Source organism: Nonomuraea sp. WAC 01424, from assembly GCF_003947315.1.
In the GTDB taxonomy this organism is placed as follows: Bacteria; Actinomycetota; Actinomycetes; order Streptosporangiales; family Streptosporangiaceae; genus Nonomuraea; species Nonomuraea spiralis.
Genome location: NZ_QHHZ01000010.1, coordinates 160,478 through 180,480 on the forward strand (window position 1 = coordinate 160,478; position 20,003 = coordinate 180,480).

Below are 20,003 nucleotides of genomic sequence, written 5' to 3' on the forward strand. Positions count from 1 at the left end.
CGCGGCCGGGCCTCCTGCCGGCCGGGGCTCTATGATCAGGGCCTCATGAGCCTGCCGCCCACGCTGTCCGCCACCGAGATCACCTCGGCCCGCCTCCTGCTGCGCAAGGCCCGGGACGCCGACCGCGACGGCCTCGTCGAGCTGATGACCGACCCCGAGGTGCGCGAACACCTCGGCGGCCCGCGCCCCCGGGCCGACGTGGAACGTTTTCTCGACGCGGCCGGGACCGCCGCCGCGACGTCCGCCCCGGGCAGCTACGTCATCGCCGGCCGCACGACGAACCGGCTCCTCGGCACGCTGGCGTTGGACCGCCGCGCGGCCGACCGCCCCGGGCACGTCACCGCCGACGGCGGCGAACTGGAGCTGTCCTACGTGCTGCGCCGCGCCGCGTGGGGCGGCGGGCTCGCGTACGAGGCCGCGACGGCCGCGCTGCGCGTGGCGGCGGGCGAGCTGCCCGACCAGCCGGTCCTGGTCGTGACCCGGACCGCGAACGAACGTTCCCTGCGACTGGCCGCCCGCCTGGGGTTCGAGCCCGTCGCCGCCTTCGAGGAGTTCGGCGCCGAGCAGACCCTCGGCGTCGCCCGGCTGGGCTCGTTCACGGGCTGACCGCGGGCTCCTCCGGGGTGCGCAGGGTGGCCATGATGCGGTCGAGGGCGGCCAGGTCGCCGGGGTCCAGGGCCAGCAGGGAGCGCGGCGGGCGGGCCAGGATGCGTTCGGCCTCCGCGGCGGCGGCCGTACCCGCCGGGGTGAGGGCGACGATCTTGCTGCGCCGGTCGCCGGGGGAGACACTGCGGGTCACGTAGCCGCGCCGTTCCAGGTCGTCCACCATCAGCGTGGTGTACGGCTTGTCCGTGGACAGCTCGGCCGTCAGGTCTCTCATGGTCATCGGCCCGGCCAGCAGGCGGCGCAGCGCCTTGACCCGGAAGAAGCTCATGCCGAGCGTCTCGGCGACCTCCTTGCGACGGTCCTCCTGCCGCAGGACGAGGTCGTACATGGCGGCCCAGACGCGGGCCACCGGCTCCTGGCCGGAGGTGTCGCTCATGACGCGGCCGCCGTTCCGGCGGGGGCGAGCCGTTCGGCGGTACGGGTGGCGCTGAGCCGGGCCCACTCGGTCGTGGTCAGGACGCCGAGCAGCAGGACGGCCAGCCCGCACCCGGTGACGATCCACCAGCCGACGTGGCTGGCCGCGGCGAACGCGGCGGCGAACGGCCCGGCCACCGCCGAGGTGACCAGCGAGCCGATGACCGCCACGCCGAGCATCTGGCCGATCTGGCGGCTGGTGGAGGCGACCGCCGCGGCCACCCCGGCCTGCGCGCGCGGCATGCCGGACACGGCGGTGTTGGTGATCGGCGCGTTCACCATGCCGAACCCCAGCCCGAACAGCACGTACGCGGCCATGAGCCGCCAGAGCGGCGTGTCCGCCGTCAGCCCGGTCATGATCAGGCCGCTGGCCGCCATGGTGGTCCCGGCCACCAGCAGCGGGACCCGGGGCCCGGCGTTCCCGACGATCCGCCCCGACAGCGGCGCGCAGACCACGGTCAGCCCCGCCATGGGCAGCGTGTAGAGCCCGGCGTGCAGGGCGGACAGGCCCAGCACCTCTTGCAGGTAGAGGGTGTTGACGAACAGGAACCCGCCCAGCGCGGCGAAGCCGCACACGGCGATGACGGTCGCCCCCGTGAACGGCGCGCTGCGGAAGAAACGCAGGTCGATCAGGGGCTCGTCGCGGCGCAGCAGGTACGGCGCCAGGACGGCCAGCGCCAGCGCGGCGACCGCGAAGCAGGCGAGCGTGCGCGGCGACGCCCAGCCGGCCGTCGGCGCCTCGATGAGGGCGTACGTCAGGGTGGCCAGCAGCACGATGACCAGCACCTGCCCGACCGGGTCCACCCGGCGCGGGCGCGGCGCGCGCGACTCCGGCACGAACAGCGCGCACAGCGCGAACGCGGCCAGCCCCACCGGGATGTTGATCCAGAAGATCGCCTGCCAGCCGACCGAGTCCACCAGCGAGCCGCCCACCAGCGGGCCCAGCGCCATGCTGATGCCGACCACGCCGCCCCACACGCCGATGGCGCGGGCCCGCTCGCGCGGCTCGGTGAAGGTGTTGGTGATGATCGACATCGCGACCGGGTTGAGCATCGAGCCGCCGACGGCCTGCAACGCCCTGGCCGCGATCAGCCAGCCGAGTCCGGGCGCGAGCGAGCACATGAGTGAGCCGAGCGTGAACACCGCCAGCCCGGTCTGGAACGTGCGCCGCCGGCCGACCCGGTCGCCGGTCGAGCCGGCCAGCATGAGCAGGCTCGCCAGCACCACCGTGTAGGCGTCGATGATCCACTGCAGGCCGGAGACGGAGGCGTTCAGGTCGCGGCGGATGGCGGGCAGCGCGACGTTCACGATCGTGTTGTCCAGCCCGACGATGAACAGGCTCATGCAGCAGATGGCCAGCACGAGCAGCCGCCGCCGGGGGCTGAGCGAGGGGGCGGGGACGGCCGGCGCTCGGCTGGTTATAGGCATATAACGATTATATTCGCATAACTAAGGACATGTCGGGCCGCCCCCCGCCCGCCCGCGTGACCACCGGTCGCCCCTGTACGGACTCCCGGTGGTCACCCGGCGCGCGCTAGCCGATGAGGACCGCGCCGGTCAGCGAGATCACGATGATCGCGTAGGCCGACATCTCCTCGGGCAGCAGGAGGACCGCCAGCAGGTTCACCAGGATCAACATTCCGACGACCGCCCAGGTACGCGGTCTGCGCACGATCTCCGCCAGCCGGCTCATGGCTTGTGGAACTTGAACCAGTTGGTGAACGACCAGGTCGCCTTGGGTTTGGTGGTCATGTTCCTGGCTCCTCTCAGTGCCTCGGAGGCCATCGGCAGTTTCACCCCGGCCTCGGCCTTGGCCAGCTCCGTGCCCGCCTTCAGCATGCGGCCGGCGCCGCCCAGCGCCGCCCCGGTGATCCCGGCCGTGGCGAGGCCGGTCCAGGTGAACCCGCTGGTGCCCGCGTTGTTCACCGAGTACGTCGCCATGGCGAAGCTGGCGCCCAACGCCACGCCGCACACCACCGTGATCCCGCACGCGGTCACCGCGACCGCCCCGGCGACGCCGACGGCGACGGCCGCCACCGTCCGGCCCCAGCGGTCCCACCAGCTGCGCTTCTTCTTCTGCTTCTCCCTGGCCAGCGCCTCCTCCGCCTTCCGGCGCTTGGCCTGCTCCTCGGCGAGGGCGTCGCTGATCCGCTTGTTCTCGGCCATCAGCTCGGCGATGCGCCGGGCGGCGGCCGGGTCGTTGAACCTCAGCATGCACGACTGGCTCGTGCACGCCCCGGGGTTGGTCGTGGTGGTGGAGCCGCCGTAGCTGCGTCCCGTCCCGCCGCCGCTGCCGCCCGTGGAGACCGAACTGAGGTTCGTCCGGGCCGGGGGAGCGGACGGCGGCGGAGACGCGGGCGGCGTCTGGTAGGGCCGGCCGTCGGGACGGATGCCCATGTCCTTGCACTCCTGGCCGTCGCAGACCCGCAGGCCGGTCGGGTCGGTCCAGGTGATGGGGTTGTTGCTGGCATAGGCGTAGCCGTTGATCTGCTGCGGGTCCGACAGGTCCATGATCGGGTCGGCGGAGACGAACCGGCCGGTGGCCACGTCGTACTCGCGCGCGCCCAAATGGGTCAGGCCCGTCGAGTCGTCCACGGTGCCGCCGACGAACCCCTTCTGGCCCGGCCAGGAGGCGGGCGCGGTGCCCCGGGACCCGCCGTACGGGGTGGTGGACCTGCGGGTGTAGGCCAGCGTGGTGGCGTTGACCACCAGCTCGTCGGTGTCGTGCCGGTCGCCGAGCAGGTAGTTGACCTTCCCGTCGCCGGTCCGCACCACCGTGGCCTTGGGGCCCTCGTAGTAGCGGGTGCCGCTCACCTTGCCCCCGGCCAGGGTCAGCTCCTGGCCGTCGAGGTAGAGGGTGACTGAACCGGGGTCGCGGCGGATGATCCGGTTGCCGTCGGCGTCGTAGACGAAGGTGCTCGTCCGGCCCGCGACGGTGGAGGCGCTCAGGTCCCCCTCCGCGTTCCAGGTCAGGCTCTGGTCACCGAGCGCGGTGACGCGGCGTTTCGTGTTGCCGGTGGCGTCGTACTCGTAGGTGTCGGTGCGGGCGCCGGGGCCGGTGGTCTCCACCTTCTGCAGGGTGTGCGGCTGCGGCCGGCCGGCGGCGGGGTAGGTGTAGGTGCGCGTGACGTCGCCCGCGCCGCCGTGCTGGACCTCCTTGGTACGGTTGCCCACCACGTCGAAGCTGAACGACTGCCAGTACGGAGCCGGCCCGCCGACGGTCGAGGCGGACGGCGCCGCCGCGCAGTCGTCGGTGGCGGTCCACGCCTCGGTCAGCCGCCGCCGGTGGTCGTAGGCGTAGCACTGGGTGTCGGTCGAGGACCTGTCGTCGCGCGAGTCGCGGGCGCTGACGACGTCACCGGCCGGGTTGTAGGTGAACACGGTGTCGTCGATGGTCTGCGGCCCGACCTTCTCCCGGTCGTCGACCACCCGGGCCGGGCGCCGGGTGGCGTCCTGGTAGTCCAGGGTGCGCACGACCCGGGCGCCGACGTCGCCGAGCACGGTCTGCAGGACCTCCCCGTAGGGCGAGTACTGCGTGCCGCTCACGTACGTCCTGGAGCCGTTGTCGAGCGAGGCGAGCTGGCCGAGCCGGGTGTAGCCCGGCCGGACGGTCTCGGCGGGCAGCCCGCCGGACGCCGGGTAGGAGGTGGAGGCCACCAGCCCGGTCGCGGACCGGTACGTGGTCCCGACCGTGTACGCGCCCGCCAGCAGCCCCTCGCTCGGCGGGATCGTCACCGTCGAGCCGGTCGCCCGGCCCGCGGCGTCGTAGCCCTTGACCGCGTTGACGTAGGCGCCGCCCTCGTCGTAGCGGGTGGAGGAGGTGAGCAGGCCCTTGCCGCCCGGCAGGGTGTCGTAGGTCCACTCGGCGAACTTGGTCGCCCCCTGGGAGGCCGAGGTCTTGCGGCCCAGCTCGTCGTAGGCGTAGGTGAGCGTGACGCCGCGGGAGTCGGTGGTCCCGGTGCGGCGGCCGGCCGCGTCGTAGGTCCAGCGGGTGAGGCCGACGTCCGGGTCGGACAGCGCGGTCCTGCGCCCGCGCAGGTCGTAGGAGTAGGTCCAGGTGTTGCCCGCCGGGTCGGCCACCTTGGTCAGGTGTCCCGCCTGGTCGTATTCGTACCGGGTGACGTCGGCGCGGGAGTCGGCGAAGTCCGCGACGCGGCCGGCGTACTGCCGCAGCTCGGTCGTCCTGCCCCTGACGTCGGTCACGGTCAGCGTGGCCGCGGCGCCCTCCGGCGGGACGGTCGCGGTGTAGTTGCCGCCGTAGGAGGTGGTGGCGCGCCACTTCTCCACGTTCAGCGACTTGAAGATCTCGGCGGTCGGCCGGTCCTGGCCGTCGTACTCGGTGACGGTCTGGGAGGGGACCAGGTTGTCCGCGGCGCCGAACAGCGACGTGTCCGGCGGCGCGGAGTTCCAGTAGGAGGCGTTGGTCTTCCACGACCGGCCGTGGGAGTCCAGGAAGGTGTCGGTGACCAGCCGGCCGCCGCCGTGGGCCTCCTGCTGGGTCTGCCGCTCGCGCAGCAGGCCGTCGTACAGGGTGGTCGTCGTCCGGTAGGAGCCGTCGTCGAGCAGGTCCTTCTTCGTCACGGCCGTCGGCGACGTGGCGGAGACGGCGTAGCCGAACAGCAGGTCGGCGGCGGCGGCGCGGTCGTGGCCGGGCAGCCACACCTTGACCAGCCGGCCCAGCGCGTCGTGGTCGGTCAGGGTGGTGCGGCCGTTGGCGTCGGACGTCGACAGCGTCAGCCCGCGCACCCCGTCCAGGGTCGTGGTGGTGGTGAAGCCCTTGGGGTCGGTGACGGTCGTCCCCGTCGGGACGCCGGTGGCCGGGGTGTAGGCGGTGGTGGTGGCGCGGCCCAGTTCGTCGGTCACGCCGGTGACCCGGCCGTACGCGTCGTGGGTCGCGGTGGTGGCCGTGTGGACGGGCGTGGAGCCGTCCATGCGGTCCAGCGTCTCGGTCCGGGTGACGTGCGCCTGGCCCGGCCTGGGAGCCGTGCCGAGGGGCTGGCCGTCGTAGAAGGTGCGGGTCTCGGCGGACACCGCCCCGGGCGCGGCGCAGGTCCCGCCGGTGGTCCTGACGACCGACGGGTACGAGACCAGCCAGTTGCCGGTGTCCCTGGCGGCGTAGGTGGTGGTGACGCACTCCTCGTCACCGTTGACCGCGGTGTCGCCCTGGTCCGCCGACGACAACACCTGGCCGAGGTCGTCGAAGGTGTAGTCGGCCCGGGTGCGCCGCCAGGCCGTGCCGGTCGCCGTCGTGACGAGCGTACGGCTGCGCTTGACGGACGTCCCGGTCCGCCGGGCGGTGAGCGCCGCCCGGTCCTTCACCGCCCGGGTCGCGGTGACCGGCGACAACCACGGCTCGGACACCGACGCCGAGGAGAGCGCGCCGCCCTCCCCGGTGTAGGTGAGGGTCTCCAGCGTGTTCCCGGCCAGCGCGGGGTCGTCGCTCACCTGGTTGCCCTCGGAGTCGGTCACCGTCCCGCCCAGTCCGCGCAGGTAGACGGTGTCGGTCTGGCTGCGGGCCGCCTCCCCGACCCTGGTCCGTACGGTCCGGTAGCCGCGGAACTGGTTGTACGTGCGGTGCTTGTCGAGGGTGAACTCGCCCTCGTCCTTCGCCCAGGCCGCGCCGTCCAGGTAGTCGTAGGACGTGACGACGGACTCCGAGCCGGACCCGGCGACCTTGTCGTCCTCGACCACCTGGGTCACCACGTACTTGTGGAACCAGTCCTTGACCGGCTCGGCGTACCCCTCGGGCGTCCACCACGACGGGTAACACCGGCGGTTGTTGCCGGCCGGGTCCGGGGTGGCGCCGGCGGCGCAGTCCTTGGCCGAGTACGCGACCAGGGTGTCGGCCCCGGTGTCGGTGCCGATCCGGGTGATGCGGTACTTGTACAGCGGCGGGCGTCCCTCGTCGGAGTCCACCCGGTTCTCCATGAGCGTGCCGGCGAACGTGGTCGCGGGCAGGGTGATCGGGTCCCCGGCGCCCGACCCGGTGCGTACGATCTTCGACAGCCACAGGCCGGCCGCGGTGTTGTCACCCGTGCCGGGGAAGTCCTGCGTCAGCGCCCAGGAGTCGGCCACCCGGCCGCCCACCTGCGTGCTGATGGACGTCAGCCGCTTGCGCGTCCAGAACGTCGGGCCGACCGTCGTGCACTTGGCGCCGCGCGCGCAGTTCTGGTCGACCGGCGTGTCCGGCCAGTTGGCCGCGTGCGCCACGTCGAAGGCGTCGCAGGCGGACAGGCAGCGCTCGGACACGCCGAAGCTCACCTTCGCCGCGGGCGTCGCGAAGACGTCCGAGGCGCGCAGGCCGTACTCGATGCGGTTGAGGTGGCCGGCGCGGACGTAGTCGGTGTTCGCGGTGGGGGAGCCGGCCTTGGCGTAGGAGTTGGTCTGCCGGTCGTAGTAGTAGGCGATGGCGTTGCCGTGCGGGTCCACCACGTAGTCGAGCTGCCAGCGCCAGCCCTGCGAGCAGGAGGAGTCGGCGTAGGCCGCCGCGTGGCACGGCTCGCCCGCGTGGTTGCCGAACACCGGGACGGTGTAGGCCGAGCCGGTCTCCGGCTTGCCGGAGCCCCAGCCGGGCAGCCGGTTCCTGCCGAACCAGTACTGCGTGCCGTCGGGCCGGGTGATCCGCCAGTACTCGTTGTCGTCGTCGCCGTTGGCGGTGTCGGCCGCGGTGCCGCGCAGGTGCTCGACCCGGGAGCCGTCGTCGTGCGACAGCCGCCAGGTGCCCGAGGCGTCGTCGCGGACCAGGGACGTCGCCGAGCCGTTCAGCGACAGGGTGGCGTTGTCGGACTTCCAGCACAGGTCGCCGGTCTTGGTGCTGTTGTTGGCGCCGTTGCCCTGGTCGTCGGCGCAGCCCTGGTAGGAACGCTCGATGAAGCCGGGCTCGTACTCCCAGCCCTCGCCCAGCCAGGACGGCTGGTTGTTGGTCGCGGCGACCCGGCCGTCCACGGCGGAGGAGGAGTAGAGCAGCTCGACGGACGGCGCGAGCCCGCCGGGCACCTGCGGCACCTCGATGCCGTAGGTGTAGGCGAAGCCGCCGGAGTTGCCGCCGTCCGACCACGTGCCGGACGGCGCGAGGGAGGTGGCGGCGTACGTGCCGGTCGCGCCCTTCGGCGCGGCGACCGTCGCGAGCACCGCCACGCCCGGAGCGGGCACGTCGGCGGCGAGCGTGCCCGCCCCGGTGTCGTTGACCGCCGCGAGCGGCGTCCTGGTACGGCACTGCGGCAGGTCAGGGGTGCTCAGCGCGCACCCGGGCAACGTGACCAGGGACAGGCGGGAGGCCCAGTCGCCGCCGAAGGCGCCCTTGAGGGTCCCGTACCCGACCTTGACCGACAGCGTGCCCGGCGTGTCGGGCCGGACGGCCAGCAGCAGGCCGTCCACGCCCGCCCGGGCGGCGTCCTCGCGGGAGGACAGCTCGACCTCGGCGCTGCCGGGCCCGTCGGCGGTGGGCACGCCCACGGTGACCGGCAGCTCCCCGGCCCGTACGCCCTTCCACCCCGGCGCGGCCTTGCCCGCCCGCGCGTCCTGCCGCCCGGCGGCGCGCAGGTCCACCTGCACCCGGCCCGCCCCTGGCCAGGCGACGGCGGGCGGGGTCTTCCACGTCCGCGTCTGGGAGTCGGCCAGGGGCGCCGGAGCGTCCCTGGTGACCTTCCCGCCGGGGACCGAGTGCTCCTTCTGCACCGGACGGATCTTGAATTCCGGCCGTGCGGCCTGCGCCGGCGACGGGTGGAGCATCCCCGCCGCCAGCGCCGCCACGACGGCCATGACTGTTCTTCGCATCATCGTCAGGCCCCGTTCAGGAGATTCCGGTGATCCAGCCGGTCCAGCCCGGACCGCCGACGTTGACCGCCGGCTCCCTGCCGGCGGGCGAGCCCGGGTAGAGGTACAAGCCGTCGGAGAGCGCCGCGGTCTGGGCGGCGACCCAGAAGTCGGGGCCCTCCTTGCCGGGGGTCGGCCTGAAGGTCTTGACCCCGTCGACGTCGGCGACCGTGCCCTGGAGGTCGCCGGGCGCGGCGATCCACGGGTAGCCGGCGGCCGGCCAGGTCTCGGTGCCGTAGGCGCGTCCCTCGCCGAGCACGTACTCGCCGGAGTCGGTGAACGAGCCCGGGTAGAGCGTCACCGCGCCGCTGTCCCGGCGGCGCAGCACGACGTCCGCGGCGTTCTGCGGGTCGGGGGAGCCGTCGCCGTCCGCGTCGGCGATCACGTCGCCGGGCGTGAAGGCGTCGTAGCCGTCCAGGCTGATCGGCGCGGAGCCGGCCCCGCCGGACGGGACGTCGAGGACGCGCGGCGCGGCCAGCTCGCCGTTGGCCGCCGTGGCCAGGGGACCGGCCACGGTGCCGGTGTAGAGGTTGAGCCGGCCGCCCTCGACCACGATCAGGTCGGCGCCCGGCCGGCCGTCGATGTTGCCGGGAGCGATGATCCGGGTGGCCGCCGACCAGTCGCCGCCGCCGGGATGCCGCAGCTCACGCCTGCCCTCGTGGGACGGCCAGCCGGTGCCCTCGTTGGGGTACAACGACAGCCTGCCCGACGTCGAGCGGACGAAGATGTCCTCGTAGCCGTCCCTGCCCATGCCGTCCTCGGGGCCGACGAAGTCGCCGCGGTGGGCCAGCAGCGCGCCGCCGAAGCCGGAGTAGGCCACGTCGGTGCCGCCGTCGGTGGTGCCGTCGCCCCGGCCGGCGTACAGCCGCAGCGTGCCGCTGTTGTTGGTGGCCAGGATGTCGGGACGGCCGTCGCCGGTCAGCGCGCCGTCGCGGTCGCCGGACACCATGCCGTCGGGGTCGGCCACGAAGACCGGCGGCGCGGTGACGATCAGCGTGGTGTTGCTCGCCGATTGCGAGGGCGACCCGTCGTACGGCGAGACGTTGCCGGCGACGTCGATGGCGGCGGCGTGCAGCCGGTTGTTGGGCCAGCGGTGCGGGTAGATCTCGACGGTCGCCGAGCCGTCGGGCCCGGCCTTGACGTAGGTGCCGCCCCCGCACTTGCCCCCGCCCACCGACAGCGGGAGGTTGAGCCGGTAGCAGAAGCCGTCCAGGTGGGCGTCGCTGGAGGTCAGCGTGACCTTGCGGGTGTAGCGGGCCGGCACCTCGCCCACGTCGATGCGGCGGCCGTCGGCGGAGGTGACGACCGGCTTGGTCGGGGCCGTCTTGTCCACCGTGAACGGGCAGGAGTTGGTGGACCAGTCGCCGTCCACGCCGTCGGAGACGCTGGCGTACCACCAGTAGTACCCGCCGTCCTGCAACTGGTCGGCGGGCACGGTCACGGTCGCGGTCGAGCCGCTGGCCACCGTGCGGTTGTCCGACCGCACCGCCGGGCCGTTGTGGAACCAGAGGCCGAAGGCCACGTTGAGGTTCTCGCCGTCGGGGTCGCTGCCCGTCGCCGTCAGCGTGACGTCGGTGTTGCCGACCACCTCCCAGGAGGGGTTGGTGGCGCTGCACGGGATCGCCCGGTCGGAGGAGTTGTTGTTCCACGGCCCCTGGAAGGCGGTCTTGGAGACCAGGCGGGGGGCGCGGTTGTAGGTGACCTGGAGCACCGGGTTGGTGCCGTCCACCCGGAACTTCTTCCAGCCGTAGGCGTCGCTCTCGTTCTGGGCCCGCAACCCGAAGGTGATGTTGCTCTGGCCGTTGTTGGCCGCCTCCTGCACCGCCCCGGCGACCGCGCCGTCGGCGAAGTCCTCGCCCGCCGACCCGCACGAGCCCCAGCCGTGGGCGAAGGACTTGGTCTGCAGGGTGCGGATCCAGCCGGGCTGGTTGTTCCAGGTGACCCAGTTGCCGATCCCGCCGGTCCAGCCCAGATCCACCGCGCGTGCCGAGCAGCTCCAGGAGGAGACGTTGAAGACGTTGAAGGTGGCCGAGATGATGCGCGCGCCCTGGAGGCCGTTGATGTTCATCTCGAAGTAGGCGCGGGCGGTCAGGCCGGTGTCGGTCTCGTGGCCGACCCGGGCCACCGGCGGGTTCTCGCTGCCCACCCGGTTGCCGCCGTCGTAGTAGACGGTGTTGGCGACGCCGGAGCTGCTCGCCTTCTTGACCGCGTTGGCCCAGTGGTTCTTGTAGCCGCCGCTGAAGATCGGGTCGATGACCACCGGGTAGACGGTGGCCGGGTCGTCCAGCAGGGCCTGGTCGGGGGTGATGCGCAGGGTGCCGCCGCCCGCGCCGGGCTCCACGACGGCCTTCATCGGCGCGTTGCGCACCGGGCCGTCCTCGTCCGCCCCGGCCGCCTCGGCCGCGCTGGAGGCGTCCAGGCCCTTGGCGGCGGCGGCGCTGTGGGAGGAGTCCCACATGCGCGGCACCGGCGCCGAGAAGACCGGCGTGCCGCCGCCGTCGGCGGCGGTGATCCCGCCCTCGGCGGTCGCGGTGACGTTCAGGCCGGTCCCGCGGATGCCCAGGCGCAGGGTACGCAGCCGGGGGTCGGCCGCGGCCGCCCGGTCCTTGACGATCAGGTGGTGCACGAAACTGTCGGACTCTGCGATGATCTTCAGGTCGACGCCGGGCAGGACGTCGGCGTACGTGGCGGTGTCGCCGTCCAGCACGGGGGCGGGCAGCCGCGAGGGCCAGGTCAGCGACAGCGTCTTGCCGTCCTTGACCAGGCTCGCCAGCGGCCCGGCGCCGCCGCCTGAGAACGTCATCGGGAACGTCGTGGCCCGGGGGGAGATCGTGCCGTCGGGGTTGCGGCGCAGAGTGTCGTCCACCGGCCGCCAGGCGCCGTCGACCCGGGCGCGCACCGGACGCAGGTGCTCGCGCAGCGTCAGGGTGCCGTCCGGGTTCGCCAGCACGTCGGCGGTCTCGGTGCGGGCGGTGGTCACCTCCACCGGCTTGCCCGACGTCCTGGCCTTGGCCAGCGCCGTCCCCTCGGGGGTCGCGGCGGGCACGGGCGGGGTTTCGGCCAGCGCCGCGGGGAGCGCGGGGGTCGCGGTCAACAGGAGTGCCGCGGCCAGGACGAGCGTCCCGGCCCGGCGCGCGGACGGCGGGGGCCCGCCGGTCCGTGCGACGGCCCTCAGCTTGTCGATCACTAGTGGGGTTCCTTTCAGCGGGAGGACGTGGCGCCCCGAGGGCGCGACAGGACCGTCGTCAGGGAGTCGTGAATCGCCGGGCACAGGGATCGGCCGCGCCGGACTGTTTCGGTCCGGCGCGGCCGTCGGTAATTGGTCGCCGGTTCACGGCGTGGTCACGTGGATCACGCTAGGACGGCCGATCCTTGATCCACCCTCGTCGGATCCTCGCCGCGTCCTCGCCATTGGACAGCGGTGATGTCCAGGCCGTCGAGGGCCTGGAACAAGGGAGAACGTGTATGGCCACAGCCTGGTTCGGCATGCTCGGACCGATGGACGTCAGGGTGGGCGGGCGCCGGGTGGCGCTGCACGGGCCGCGGCAGGAGAGGACCCTCGCCGCGCTGCTCCTGGACGCCGACCGGGTCGTCACCGTCGACCAGCTCGTGGACGTCGTCTGGGAGGAGCCGCCCGCCTCCGCGCGACGGCAGATCCAGGACCTGGTCACCCGGTTACGCCGGACGCTGGTCGACGCCGGGGCCGCCCCCGGCCTGATCACCACGCAGCGGGCGGGCTACCTGTTGCACCCCGGCGAACGCGGCCGGGACGCCCGGACCTTCGAGAGCCTGACCGCGGCGGCACGGCAGACCGCCCGCGCCGACACGGCCGCGGCCGTCGCCGGCTACCGCGAGGCGCTGTCGCTGTGGCGCGGCCCCTTCCTGGCCGGCATCCGCGGCCGGGCCTTCGAAGGCGCGGCCAGGATCTGGCAGGAACGCCGGCTGGCCGCCGTGGAGGAATGCCTGGCGCTGGAGCTGTCGACGGGCCGCCACCACGAGGTCACCGCCGAGGCCCTGGAACTGGTCGAACAGCACCCCTACCGGGAGTCCCTGGTCGAGCTCCTGATGCGGGCGCTGCACGGCACGGGCAGGCTGGCCGACGCCCTGGACGCCTACCGCGCCCTGCAGAAGCGGCTGGCCGACGAACTCGGGCTCGACCCCGGCGCCGACCTGCGGCGTCTGCACGACACGCTGCTGCGTTCCCAGACCGAGGCCGTCCCCGTCGCGCACCCGGCCGGGCACGTCGCGGCGATGCTGCCCCCCGGCGTGTACGGCTTCGCCGGCCGCGCCGCCGAGCTCGCCCGCCTGGACTCCCTGCTCGCCGCGGCGGGGGAGCAGCCGACCGGCGTCGTCATCGCCGCCGTGACGGGCACCGCGGGCGTGGGCAAGACCGCGCTCGCCGTCCACTGGGCCCACCGCGTACGCGACCGCTTCCCCGACGGCCAGCTCTACGTGAACCTGCGCGGCTTCGACCAGCGCGGACGGCCGACGTCGCCGGTCGAGGCCATGCGCGTGCTCGTCGATGCCCTGGGGGTGCCGGCGAACCGCGTCCCGGCCACCCCCGAGGCGTGGACCGGGCTGTACCGCAGCCTGCTGGCCGGACGCCGGATGCTGATCGTGCTGGACAACGCGCGCGACGCCGAGCAGGTACGCCCGCTGCTGCCCGGCGCGCCCGGCTGCCTGGTGCTGGTGACCAGCGGCGACCAGCTCTCCGGCCTGATCGCCGCCGAGGGCGCCCACCCGCTCCGCCTCGACCTGCTGTCCGTCCCCGAGGCCCGGGAACTGCTGGCCCGCCGGCTGGGCGGCGAACGGGTGGCCGCCGAGCCCGACGCCACGGCCGAGATCATCGCCCGGTGCGCGCGGCTGCCGCTGGCGCTGGCCGTCATCGCGGCGCGGGCGGCCGTCCACCCCGGGTTCCCGCTGGCCGCCATCGCCGGGGAACTGCCCGCCGCCCACGACAACCTGGACGCGTTCGACGCCGACGGCCCCGGCACGCAGCTCCGGTGCGTCTTCTCCTGGTCCCACCAGGGGCTCAGCGCCGAGGCCGGGCGGCTGTTCCGGCTGCTCGGCCTGCACCCCGGCCCCGACCTCAGCCTGCCCGCCGCGGGCAGCCTCGCGGGCCTGCCGGTCGCGCTGGCGCGCCCGCTGCTGGCCGAGTTGTGCCGCGCCCACCTCCTGACCCAGCACGCCCCCGGCCGCTACACCTTCCACGACCTGCTGCGCGCCCACGCCGTCGAGCTCGTCCAGGCGCTCGCCCCCGAGCCGGAGCGCCGCGCCGCGACGCGCCGGCTCCTCGACCACTACCTGTACGCCGCCCACGCCGCGGCGCTGCTGCTGAACCCGGTCCGCGACCCGATCTCGACCGTGCCGCCCGGCGACGGCACGGTCAGCGAGGAGGCGGTGGACGACCGGGCGGCGCTGGCCTGGTTCACCGCCGAGTGCGCGGTGCTCGTCGCCGCCGTCTCCCATGCCGCTGACCAGGGGTTCGACACGCATGCTTGGCAGCTCGGCTGGGCCCTCGCCGACTTCCTCGACCGCCGCGGGATGCGGCACGAGCACCTGGCCGTCCAGACCACCGCGCTGGCCGCCGCCCGGCGCGGCGGCGACCGGCTCGGGCAGGCGTACACCCACGTCAACCTCGGCTGGGCCAACACCGCCGCCGACCGCTTCGAGGAGGCCCGCGGCCACTTCCTGCTCGCCCTCGACCTGTACGCCGACCTCGGCGAGTCCACCGGCCTGGCCCGCGTCCACGGCAACCTGTCCACCATGTACGGCTGGAAGGGCCACCACCAGGACGCCCTCGGCCACGCCGTACAGGCGCTCACCCTGTACCGGGAGTCGGGCCACCTGACCGGGCAGGCCCGCGCGCTCAACGCCGTCGGCTGGTTCCACGCCCAGCTCGGCGACCAGGAACAGGCGCTCGACCACTGCCGCCAGGCGCTCGACCTGCACCAGCGGCTCGACGACCGGCTCGGGCAGGCCAACTCGTGCGACAGCCTCGGCTACGCCTGCCACGGCCTCGGCCGCCACGAGGAGGCCGTCTCCTGGTACGAGCGCGCCGTCGAGCTGTTCCGCGACGCCGGCGACCGCTACCACCAGGCCGACACGCTCACCCGCCTCGGCGACACCTTGGACGAGGCGGCCCTCCCGGACGCCGCCGCCTGCGCGTGGCGGCAGGCGCTGGTCCTCCTCGAAGAGCTCGAACACCCCTCCGCCGCCCACCTCAGAACCCGCCTGCCCGCCTGACCGAGCACGTACGACGTGGTGGACCCGCCTTGGGCTGTCATCATGGGGGCGTGGAGGAGGAATCGCCCGTCACCGCGTTCCTGCGGACCGTGAACGCCGGTGACGTGCTCTCCGGGACCGTCGCGGAGATCACGCGATCGGGCGCGGCCGTACTGCTCGACGCCTTCGACGGCGGTCCGGTCGGCGTCATCGGCCCGCTCGACCTCTCCTGGAGCTCCTTCGGGCGCTCCGCGGCCGACCTCCTGGACGTCGGCGCCCGGGCCGCCGCCTGTCGGGCACGGTCGCGGCCGTCGAACGCTTCGGCGTCTTCGTCCGCGTGGCGGACGGCGTCGAGGGCCTGATCCACCTCCCCCGTCCCACCGGCGACCCGGCCGGCGCACCCCGGCCCGGCGACGAGATCACCGTGACCGTCACCAAGATCGACACCCCCCGCCGCCTCCTCACCCTGTCCCGCGAGGCCGCGAGGTGACGCCAGGCGTCTGGCTGCGCCACCTACGGCACCACCTACCACGCCGGCGGCGCGCTGGGCTGGTCCCACCAGCGCATCTCTCAGATCGTCCCTCGCACTACTGCCTGGTCGCGAGCGTCCGAAGTGCATGCCCTTCGACGCAGCGTGCACGAGACGGCAGGGGAGGGGCTGCGGCCGGCCTGAGGGGTGACGCCCTCCCGGGGGCCTGGCCTTCGCCGCTGTACGGCGGATCGCGGCGGCGTCAGTCCGCGGCCGCGGCGTCGATGTTGCCGACGGTCAGGTCCGTCAGCGCCGCGATGGCCTCGGCGGCGGTGGCACGCCCCCGGTTCAGCTCCGCGGCGATCGCCTCGGCCGCGCCCAGCACGCCGACGCAGCGGAGCCGGAGTGCTTCCCGCGTGAGCCCCGAGTACGGCCGCAGGGCGGTGGCCATCAGGTCCGTGTACCCGTCGAGCAGCTCGCGCTCGATCGCCTCCATCTCCTGGCTGCCCTTGAGTGCGGCCGAGACGGCGGTCCACTCCGGCATGTCGGTGGCGCAGGCGAAGTAGGCGGCGCTCAGGACGCGGGCGATCTCGCGGGGGACGGCCGGGGCGTCATGCAGGGCCTCCTCCGAGGCGGCCCGGTGTCGCTCGTCGAGCCGCCGGTAGAGCGCGATCAGCAGGCCGGGGCGGGTGCCGAAATGGTCGTAGACGACCGGCCTGCTCACTCCGGCGGCCTCCGCGAGGCTGAGCAGCGTGAGGTTGTCGGTGCCGTGGGCGCGCACGATCGACATGGCGGTGTCGAGCAACTGCTCCCGCCTGGCCGGCTTGGACAGGCGAGTCGATCCGGTGGCCATCGTCCTCCCTTGCGTCGCCTCTCAGCTTAAGCTACAAAATGTAAGTTACAGAATGTAGGTTAGTGAGAGGACGTCACCATGGAGCACTCCGTACTGATCTTGGGTGGATCCGGCCAGGCGGGCGCGGCGACCGCGACCCTTCTGCGCCGGTGGTACCCGGAGCTGCCGCTGACGATCGCGGGCCGCGATCTCGGCCGCGCCCGGCGGGTCGCCGACGAGCTCGGCGGCGCGACCGCCGCCACCATCGATCTGCGGCGCGGCGACCTCGGCCTCCAGGAGGCCGGCGGCCACTCGGCGGTCGTGGCGACGGTCTGGGACAGCCACCTGAACGGACTGCGCTACGCGCAGGACCGCGGCCTGCCGTACGTCAGCATCTCCAGCGGCCTGGTCGACATCGGACCCGAGGTCGTCGCCGCCGGCCTGCGAGCCGGCGCGGCGCCGATCCTGCTGGCCAGCCACTGGTACGCGGGGCTCGTCGTGCTCGTGGTGCTCGGCCTGGCCAGGGAGTTCGACCGGCTCGACACCATCGAGGTCGGCGGCGTGCTGGACGAACAGGACAGCGGCGGTCCCGCGGCCACGGCGGACATGGAACGCCTGCTGGCCGCCGCCTCGGCGGGGCACGTCCGCCGCGACGGCGTCTTCCACTGGGTCGGCGGTCCCGACGCGGAGGTGGAGGTCACCAGCGTCGACGGCACCGTGTTGCCCGGCCAGATCGTCCCCATCCTCGACGTGCCGAGCCTGGCCCTCGCGACGGGCGCGCCCAACGTCCGCTTCGCGTTCGCGATCGGTGAATCGGCGGGCAGGCGGCGCGGCGGGCCCGCGTCCACGGAGGTCAGGATCGACCTCGAAGGCGTGGATCGCGCGGGCGCGCCACTCAGGACGAGCCGCTACCTCCACCACCCGGAGGGGCAGCGCCCCCTGACGGCGCTCGGCGTCGCCCTCGGCGTCGAACGACTGCTCGGCCTGCGCGGCGCCCCCGTACCGCCCGGCCTCCACACCCCCGAGGCACTGATCGACCCCGGCTACGCGGCCGAGCGGATGGCGGAGATCGGCGCCGTCCTCACCGACGCGCACGGCGACCGCTGACGCGCCCACTGGCCCGGAGAGGCCCGCGGAGTCGCCCGTGGAGTCTTCAGGAAGTCGGAATCCCGTGCGCTTGAAGCCGGGAGAGAATCAGTTCTCGGAGTTCGCGTTCTTGGGCGGCGGCTTCGTGACGTCCGGTGCGATCGGCGGCTGCGGCCCAGCGTTCGTGGACGTCGATCGCGAGAAGCCATTGGGCGATCGTGAGCTTGGGTTTCACGATCTCGCCCGGTGGCGGCCACGAGCCGGAGCCGGGAACGCCGGGTGTCCAGAGGACGATCTGATCCCAACCGGCCCTGCGGATCAGGCCGGCACTCATGTCGGCATGGTGCCGAGATCACGAAGGGTGGTCAAGATGATCAGCAGGCCCCGGCGTGGCAGCGCCAAGGGCTGGGCGGCTCCGTCAGCCGGCGTCCAGTACGAAGAACAGGAAGCTCAGGAACCTCGTGCCGGTGATCTCGCGGAACTCCTCGGGGAACAGTTCGCGGGCTTCCGGCACGTACGGCGGTTCGCTGATGACGCTGATGCGAAAGCCTGCCGCGCTGAAGGCCTCGGTCATCGCGTGCAGCGGCCGGTGCCAGAAGCTCATCCGGGCGGTCTGCCCACCCATGGTCCATTCTTCGGTTCGGCTACGGGTCTCGAAGTATTTGGGCCTTTCCCCGGCCATGACGCCCATGAGGGCGATCACGAAAGGATGGTCGACCGAGACGAGGAGCCGGCCGCCAGGCCTCAGTACGCGTCGCAGCTCGGCCAGTGTCGGTCCCCAGTCCTCCAGGTAGTGCAGCACCAGGGACGTGACGACGTCGTCGAACGTGCCGTCGGGGAAGGGCAGCGGGCCGGCCAGGTCGGCGACCCACAGCTCCGCGTCGGCACCCAGCCGGCGTCGGGCCTGCTCCAGCATCCCGGCGCTCGCGTCGATGCCGGTGACGATGGCGCCTCGATCGCGCAGCGCGGCGAACAGCGGCCCCGAGCCGCAGCCGGCGTCGAGAATCCGCCTTCCGGTCACGTCCCCGGCCAGCTCCAGCATCGCGGGCCGCTCGTAGTACGCGTTCGCGAGGCTCGTCTCGTTCTCGGCCGTGTACCCCTCGGCGATCATGTCATAGGCGTTGAGTGCGGAGGGGTGTGCGGTCTCAACGTGATCTTCGGGCATCGTAGGCATGCGGGCCATTCTGGCCCGGCGGTCTCGGCGGCGCAGACATACGGCAGATCCGGATCAAGCACGCGAACGGACTGACATTCCTGGTGCCGTACTGACTGTCTGGAGGCACCGAAGATGACAGTGAGACCCGCCCCGGACCTGGGCACTGTCAGTTCGACGGATATCGAAATACCAGCGTTTGCGTCATCGAAGTTGACAGTACAGAGCCGAAGATCAATTGCTGCCCAGAGTATGACTGAGCGCTTCAGCTGGTTGGAATCGCCCGCTGAACGCTCAGTCACCACAACCGATCGTGACGAGGTGCTGTTACCTGGCTTCGAGAACGAAGAACAAGAAGCACAGGAACCTCGTGCCGGTGATCTCGCGGAGCTCCTCTGGGAACAGTTCGCGGGCTTCCGGCATGAACGGTGGTTCGCTGATGACGCTGATGCGAAAGCCCGCCGCGGTGAAGGCTTCAGTCATCGCGTGCAGTGGGCGGTCCCAGAACCTCATCTGTGCGGTCTGCCCGCCCATGGTCCATTCGTCGATCCGGCTGCGGGTCTCGAAGTACTTGGGCTTCTCCCCGGTCATGTGCTGGTGGAGAGCGATCCCGAAAGGGTGGTGGACCGAGACGAGGAGCCGGCCGCCGGGTCTCAGCACGCGCCGCAGCTCGGTCAGTGTCGGTCCCCAGTCTTCCAGGTAGTGCAGCACCAGGGATGCGACGACGTCGTCGAACGTCTCGTCGTCGAATGGCAGGGGACTGGCCAGGTCGGCGACCTGCAGATCCGCGTCAGCGCCCAGCCGCTGCCGGGCCTGCTCCAGCATCCCGACGCTCGCGTCGATGCCGGTCACGGTGGCGCCTCGATCGCGCAGCTCAGAGAACAGGGGACCCGAGCCGCAGCCGGCGTCGAGGATGCGCCTTCCGGTCACATTCCCGGCAAGCTCCAGCATCGCGGGCCGCGCGTAGTACGCGTTGACGAGGCTGGTCTCGTTCTCGGCCGTGTAACCCTCGGCGATCCTGTCGTAGTCGTTGAGCGGGGAGGGATTTGCGGTCTCAACGTGATCTTCGGGCATGGTAGACATGCGGGCCATTTTGGCCCAGTAGTTTCGGCGGCGCTCGCGCTATCGATATGGACAGTAGTCGGCGGAAGATCGTTCTTCTTGGTCCGCGCAGGGACCATGCGACGGTCAGATGCTCCAGGCTGGGCAAGCCGGAGCATCTCGGCGTCAATGGCCCGGCGACCTCAGGAGCATCGGGAAGGTTCGAGGTGGTCGGCGAGGCGGCGGAGGGTGACCGCGAACCGACCGCGGATACGAGGAAGAACGCGCTTGCGTGAGTGCGG

14 protein-coding genes are annotated in these 20,003 nt (G+C 72.8%); 5 read left to right on the plus strand and 9 right to left on the minus strand.

Annotation, left to right across the window (positions count from 1 at the left end):
• Positions 1-45: 45 nt before the first annotated feature.
• Positions 46-606 (plus strand): GNAT family N-acetyltransferase, encoded by a 561-nt coding sequence (locus tag DMB42_RS27280; RefSeq protein ID WP_125637887.1) that lies wholly within the window; start codon positions 46-48, stop codon positions 604-606.
• On the opposite strand, the gene DMB42_RS27285 is transcribed toward DMB42_RS27280, so the two are convergent.
• From DMB42_RS27285 to DMB42_RS27300, 5 genes are all read right to left on the minus strand, one after another.
• Positions 596-1,042, minus strand: coding sequence for a MarR family winged helix-turn-helix transcriptional regulator (locus tag DMB42_RS27285; protein ID WP_125637888.1), 447 nt, complete (start codon positions 1,040-1,042; stop codon positions 596-598). The genes DMB42_RS27280 and DMB42_RS27285 overlap by 11 nt on opposite strands.
• A complete protein-coding gene (locus tag DMB42_RS27290; RefSeq protein WP_125637889.1) occupies positions 1,039-2,508 on the minus strand; it encodes an MFS transporter in 1,470 nt (489 codons plus the stop codon). Before DMB42_RS27290 ends, DMB42_RS27285 begins: the two co-directional genes overlap by 4 nt.
• A gap of 106 nt (positions 2,509-2,614) precedes the next feature.
• Positions 2,615-2,773, minus strand: coding sequence for a hypothetical protein (locus DMB42_RS53430; protein WP_185844884.1), 159 nt, complete (start codon positions 2,771-2,773; stop codon positions 2,615-2,617).
• The gene (locus DMB42_RS27295) at positions 2,770-8,859 is read right to left on the minus strand and encodes an RHS repeat-associated core domain-containing protein (RefSeq protein ID WP_125637890.1); all 6,090 of its coding nucleotides are present in this window, start codon (positions 8,857-8,859) and stop codon (positions 2,770-2,772) included. Before DMB42_RS27295 ends, DMB42_RS53430 begins: the two co-directional genes overlap by 4 nt.
• Positions 8,860-8,872: 13 nt before the next feature.
• Positions 8,873-12,082 carry a DNRLRE domain-containing protein gene (locus tag DMB42_RS27300; RefSeq protein ID WP_125637891.1) on the minus strand — a complete coding sequence of 1,070 codons (3,210 nt, stop codon included), beginning with the start codon at positions 12,080-12,082 and terminating at the stop codon, positions 8,873-8,875.
• A gap of 278 nt (positions 12,083-12,360) precedes the next feature.
• On the opposite strand from DMB42_RS27300, the gene DMB42_RS27305 reads away from it, so the two are divergent.
• The 3 genes from DMB42_RS27305 to DMB42_RS55190 are packed head-to-tail and all read left to right on the plus strand — an operon-like array spanning position 12,361 to position 15,610.
• Positions 12,361-15,141, plus strand: coding sequence for a BTAD domain-containing putative transcriptional regulator (locus tag DMB42_RS27305; RefSeq protein ID WP_125637892.1), 2,781 nt, complete (start codon positions 12,361-12,363; stop codon positions 15,139-15,141).
• Positions 15,142-15,191: 50 nt separating this feature from the next.
• Positions 15,192-15,482: a hypothetical protein gene (locus tag DMB42_RS55185; RefSeq protein WP_260477977.1), complete on the plus strand. Its 291-nt coding sequence runs from the start codon at positions 15,192-15,194 to the stop codon at positions 15,480-15,482.
• Positions 15,458-15,610, plus strand: a complete 153-nt coding sequence (locus DMB42_RS55190; RefSeq protein WP_260477978.1) for a hypothetical protein — start codon at positions 15,458-15,460, stop codon at positions 15,608-15,610. The genes DMB42_RS55185 and DMB42_RS55190 overlap by 25 nt, the downstream gene beginning before the upstream one ends.
• Before the next feature lie 241 nt (positions 15,611-15,851).
• On the opposite strand, the gene DMB42_RS27315 is transcribed toward DMB42_RS55190, so the two are convergent.
• On the minus strand, positions 15,852-16,442 hold the full coding sequence (locus DMB42_RS27315) for a TetR/AcrR family transcriptional regulator (protein WP_125637893.1): 591 nt from the start codon (positions 16,440-16,442) through the stop codon (positions 15,852-15,854).
• Positions 16,443-16,520: 78 nt separating this feature from the next.
• On the opposite strand from DMB42_RS27315, the gene DMB42_RS27320 reads away from it, so the two are divergent.
• Entirely contained in the window at positions 16,521-17,528 is a 1,008-nt protein-coding gene (locus tag DMB42_RS27320) for a saccharopine dehydrogenase (RefSeq protein WP_125637894.1), read from the plus strand.
• A gap of 46 nt (positions 17,529-17,574) precedes the next feature.
• Here the strand turns inward: DMB42_RS27320 and DMB42_RS27325 are convergent, their stop codons facing one another.
• The 3 genes from DMB42_RS27325 to DMB42_RS27335 form a co-directional block, all read right to left on the minus strand.
• Positions 17,575-17,841, minus strand: coding sequence for a hypothetical protein (locus DMB42_RS27325; RefSeq protein WP_125637895.1), 267 nt, complete (start codon positions 17,839-17,841; stop codon positions 17,575-17,577).
• A gap of 84 nt (positions 17,842-17,925) precedes the next feature.
• Positions 17,926-18,690 (minus strand): class I SAM-dependent methyltransferase, encoded by a 765-nt coding sequence (locus DMB42_RS27330; protein ID WP_221762361.1) that lies wholly within the window; start codon positions 18,688-18,690, stop codon positions 17,926-17,928.
• Between the two features lie 297 nt (positions 18,691-18,987).
• On the minus strand, positions 18,988-19,752 hold the full coding sequence (locus DMB42_RS27335) for a class I SAM-dependent methyltransferase (protein ID WP_125637897.1): 765 nt from the start codon (positions 19,750-19,752) through the stop codon (positions 18,988-18,990).
• Between the last annotated feature and the right edge of the window lie 251 nt (positions 19,753-20,003).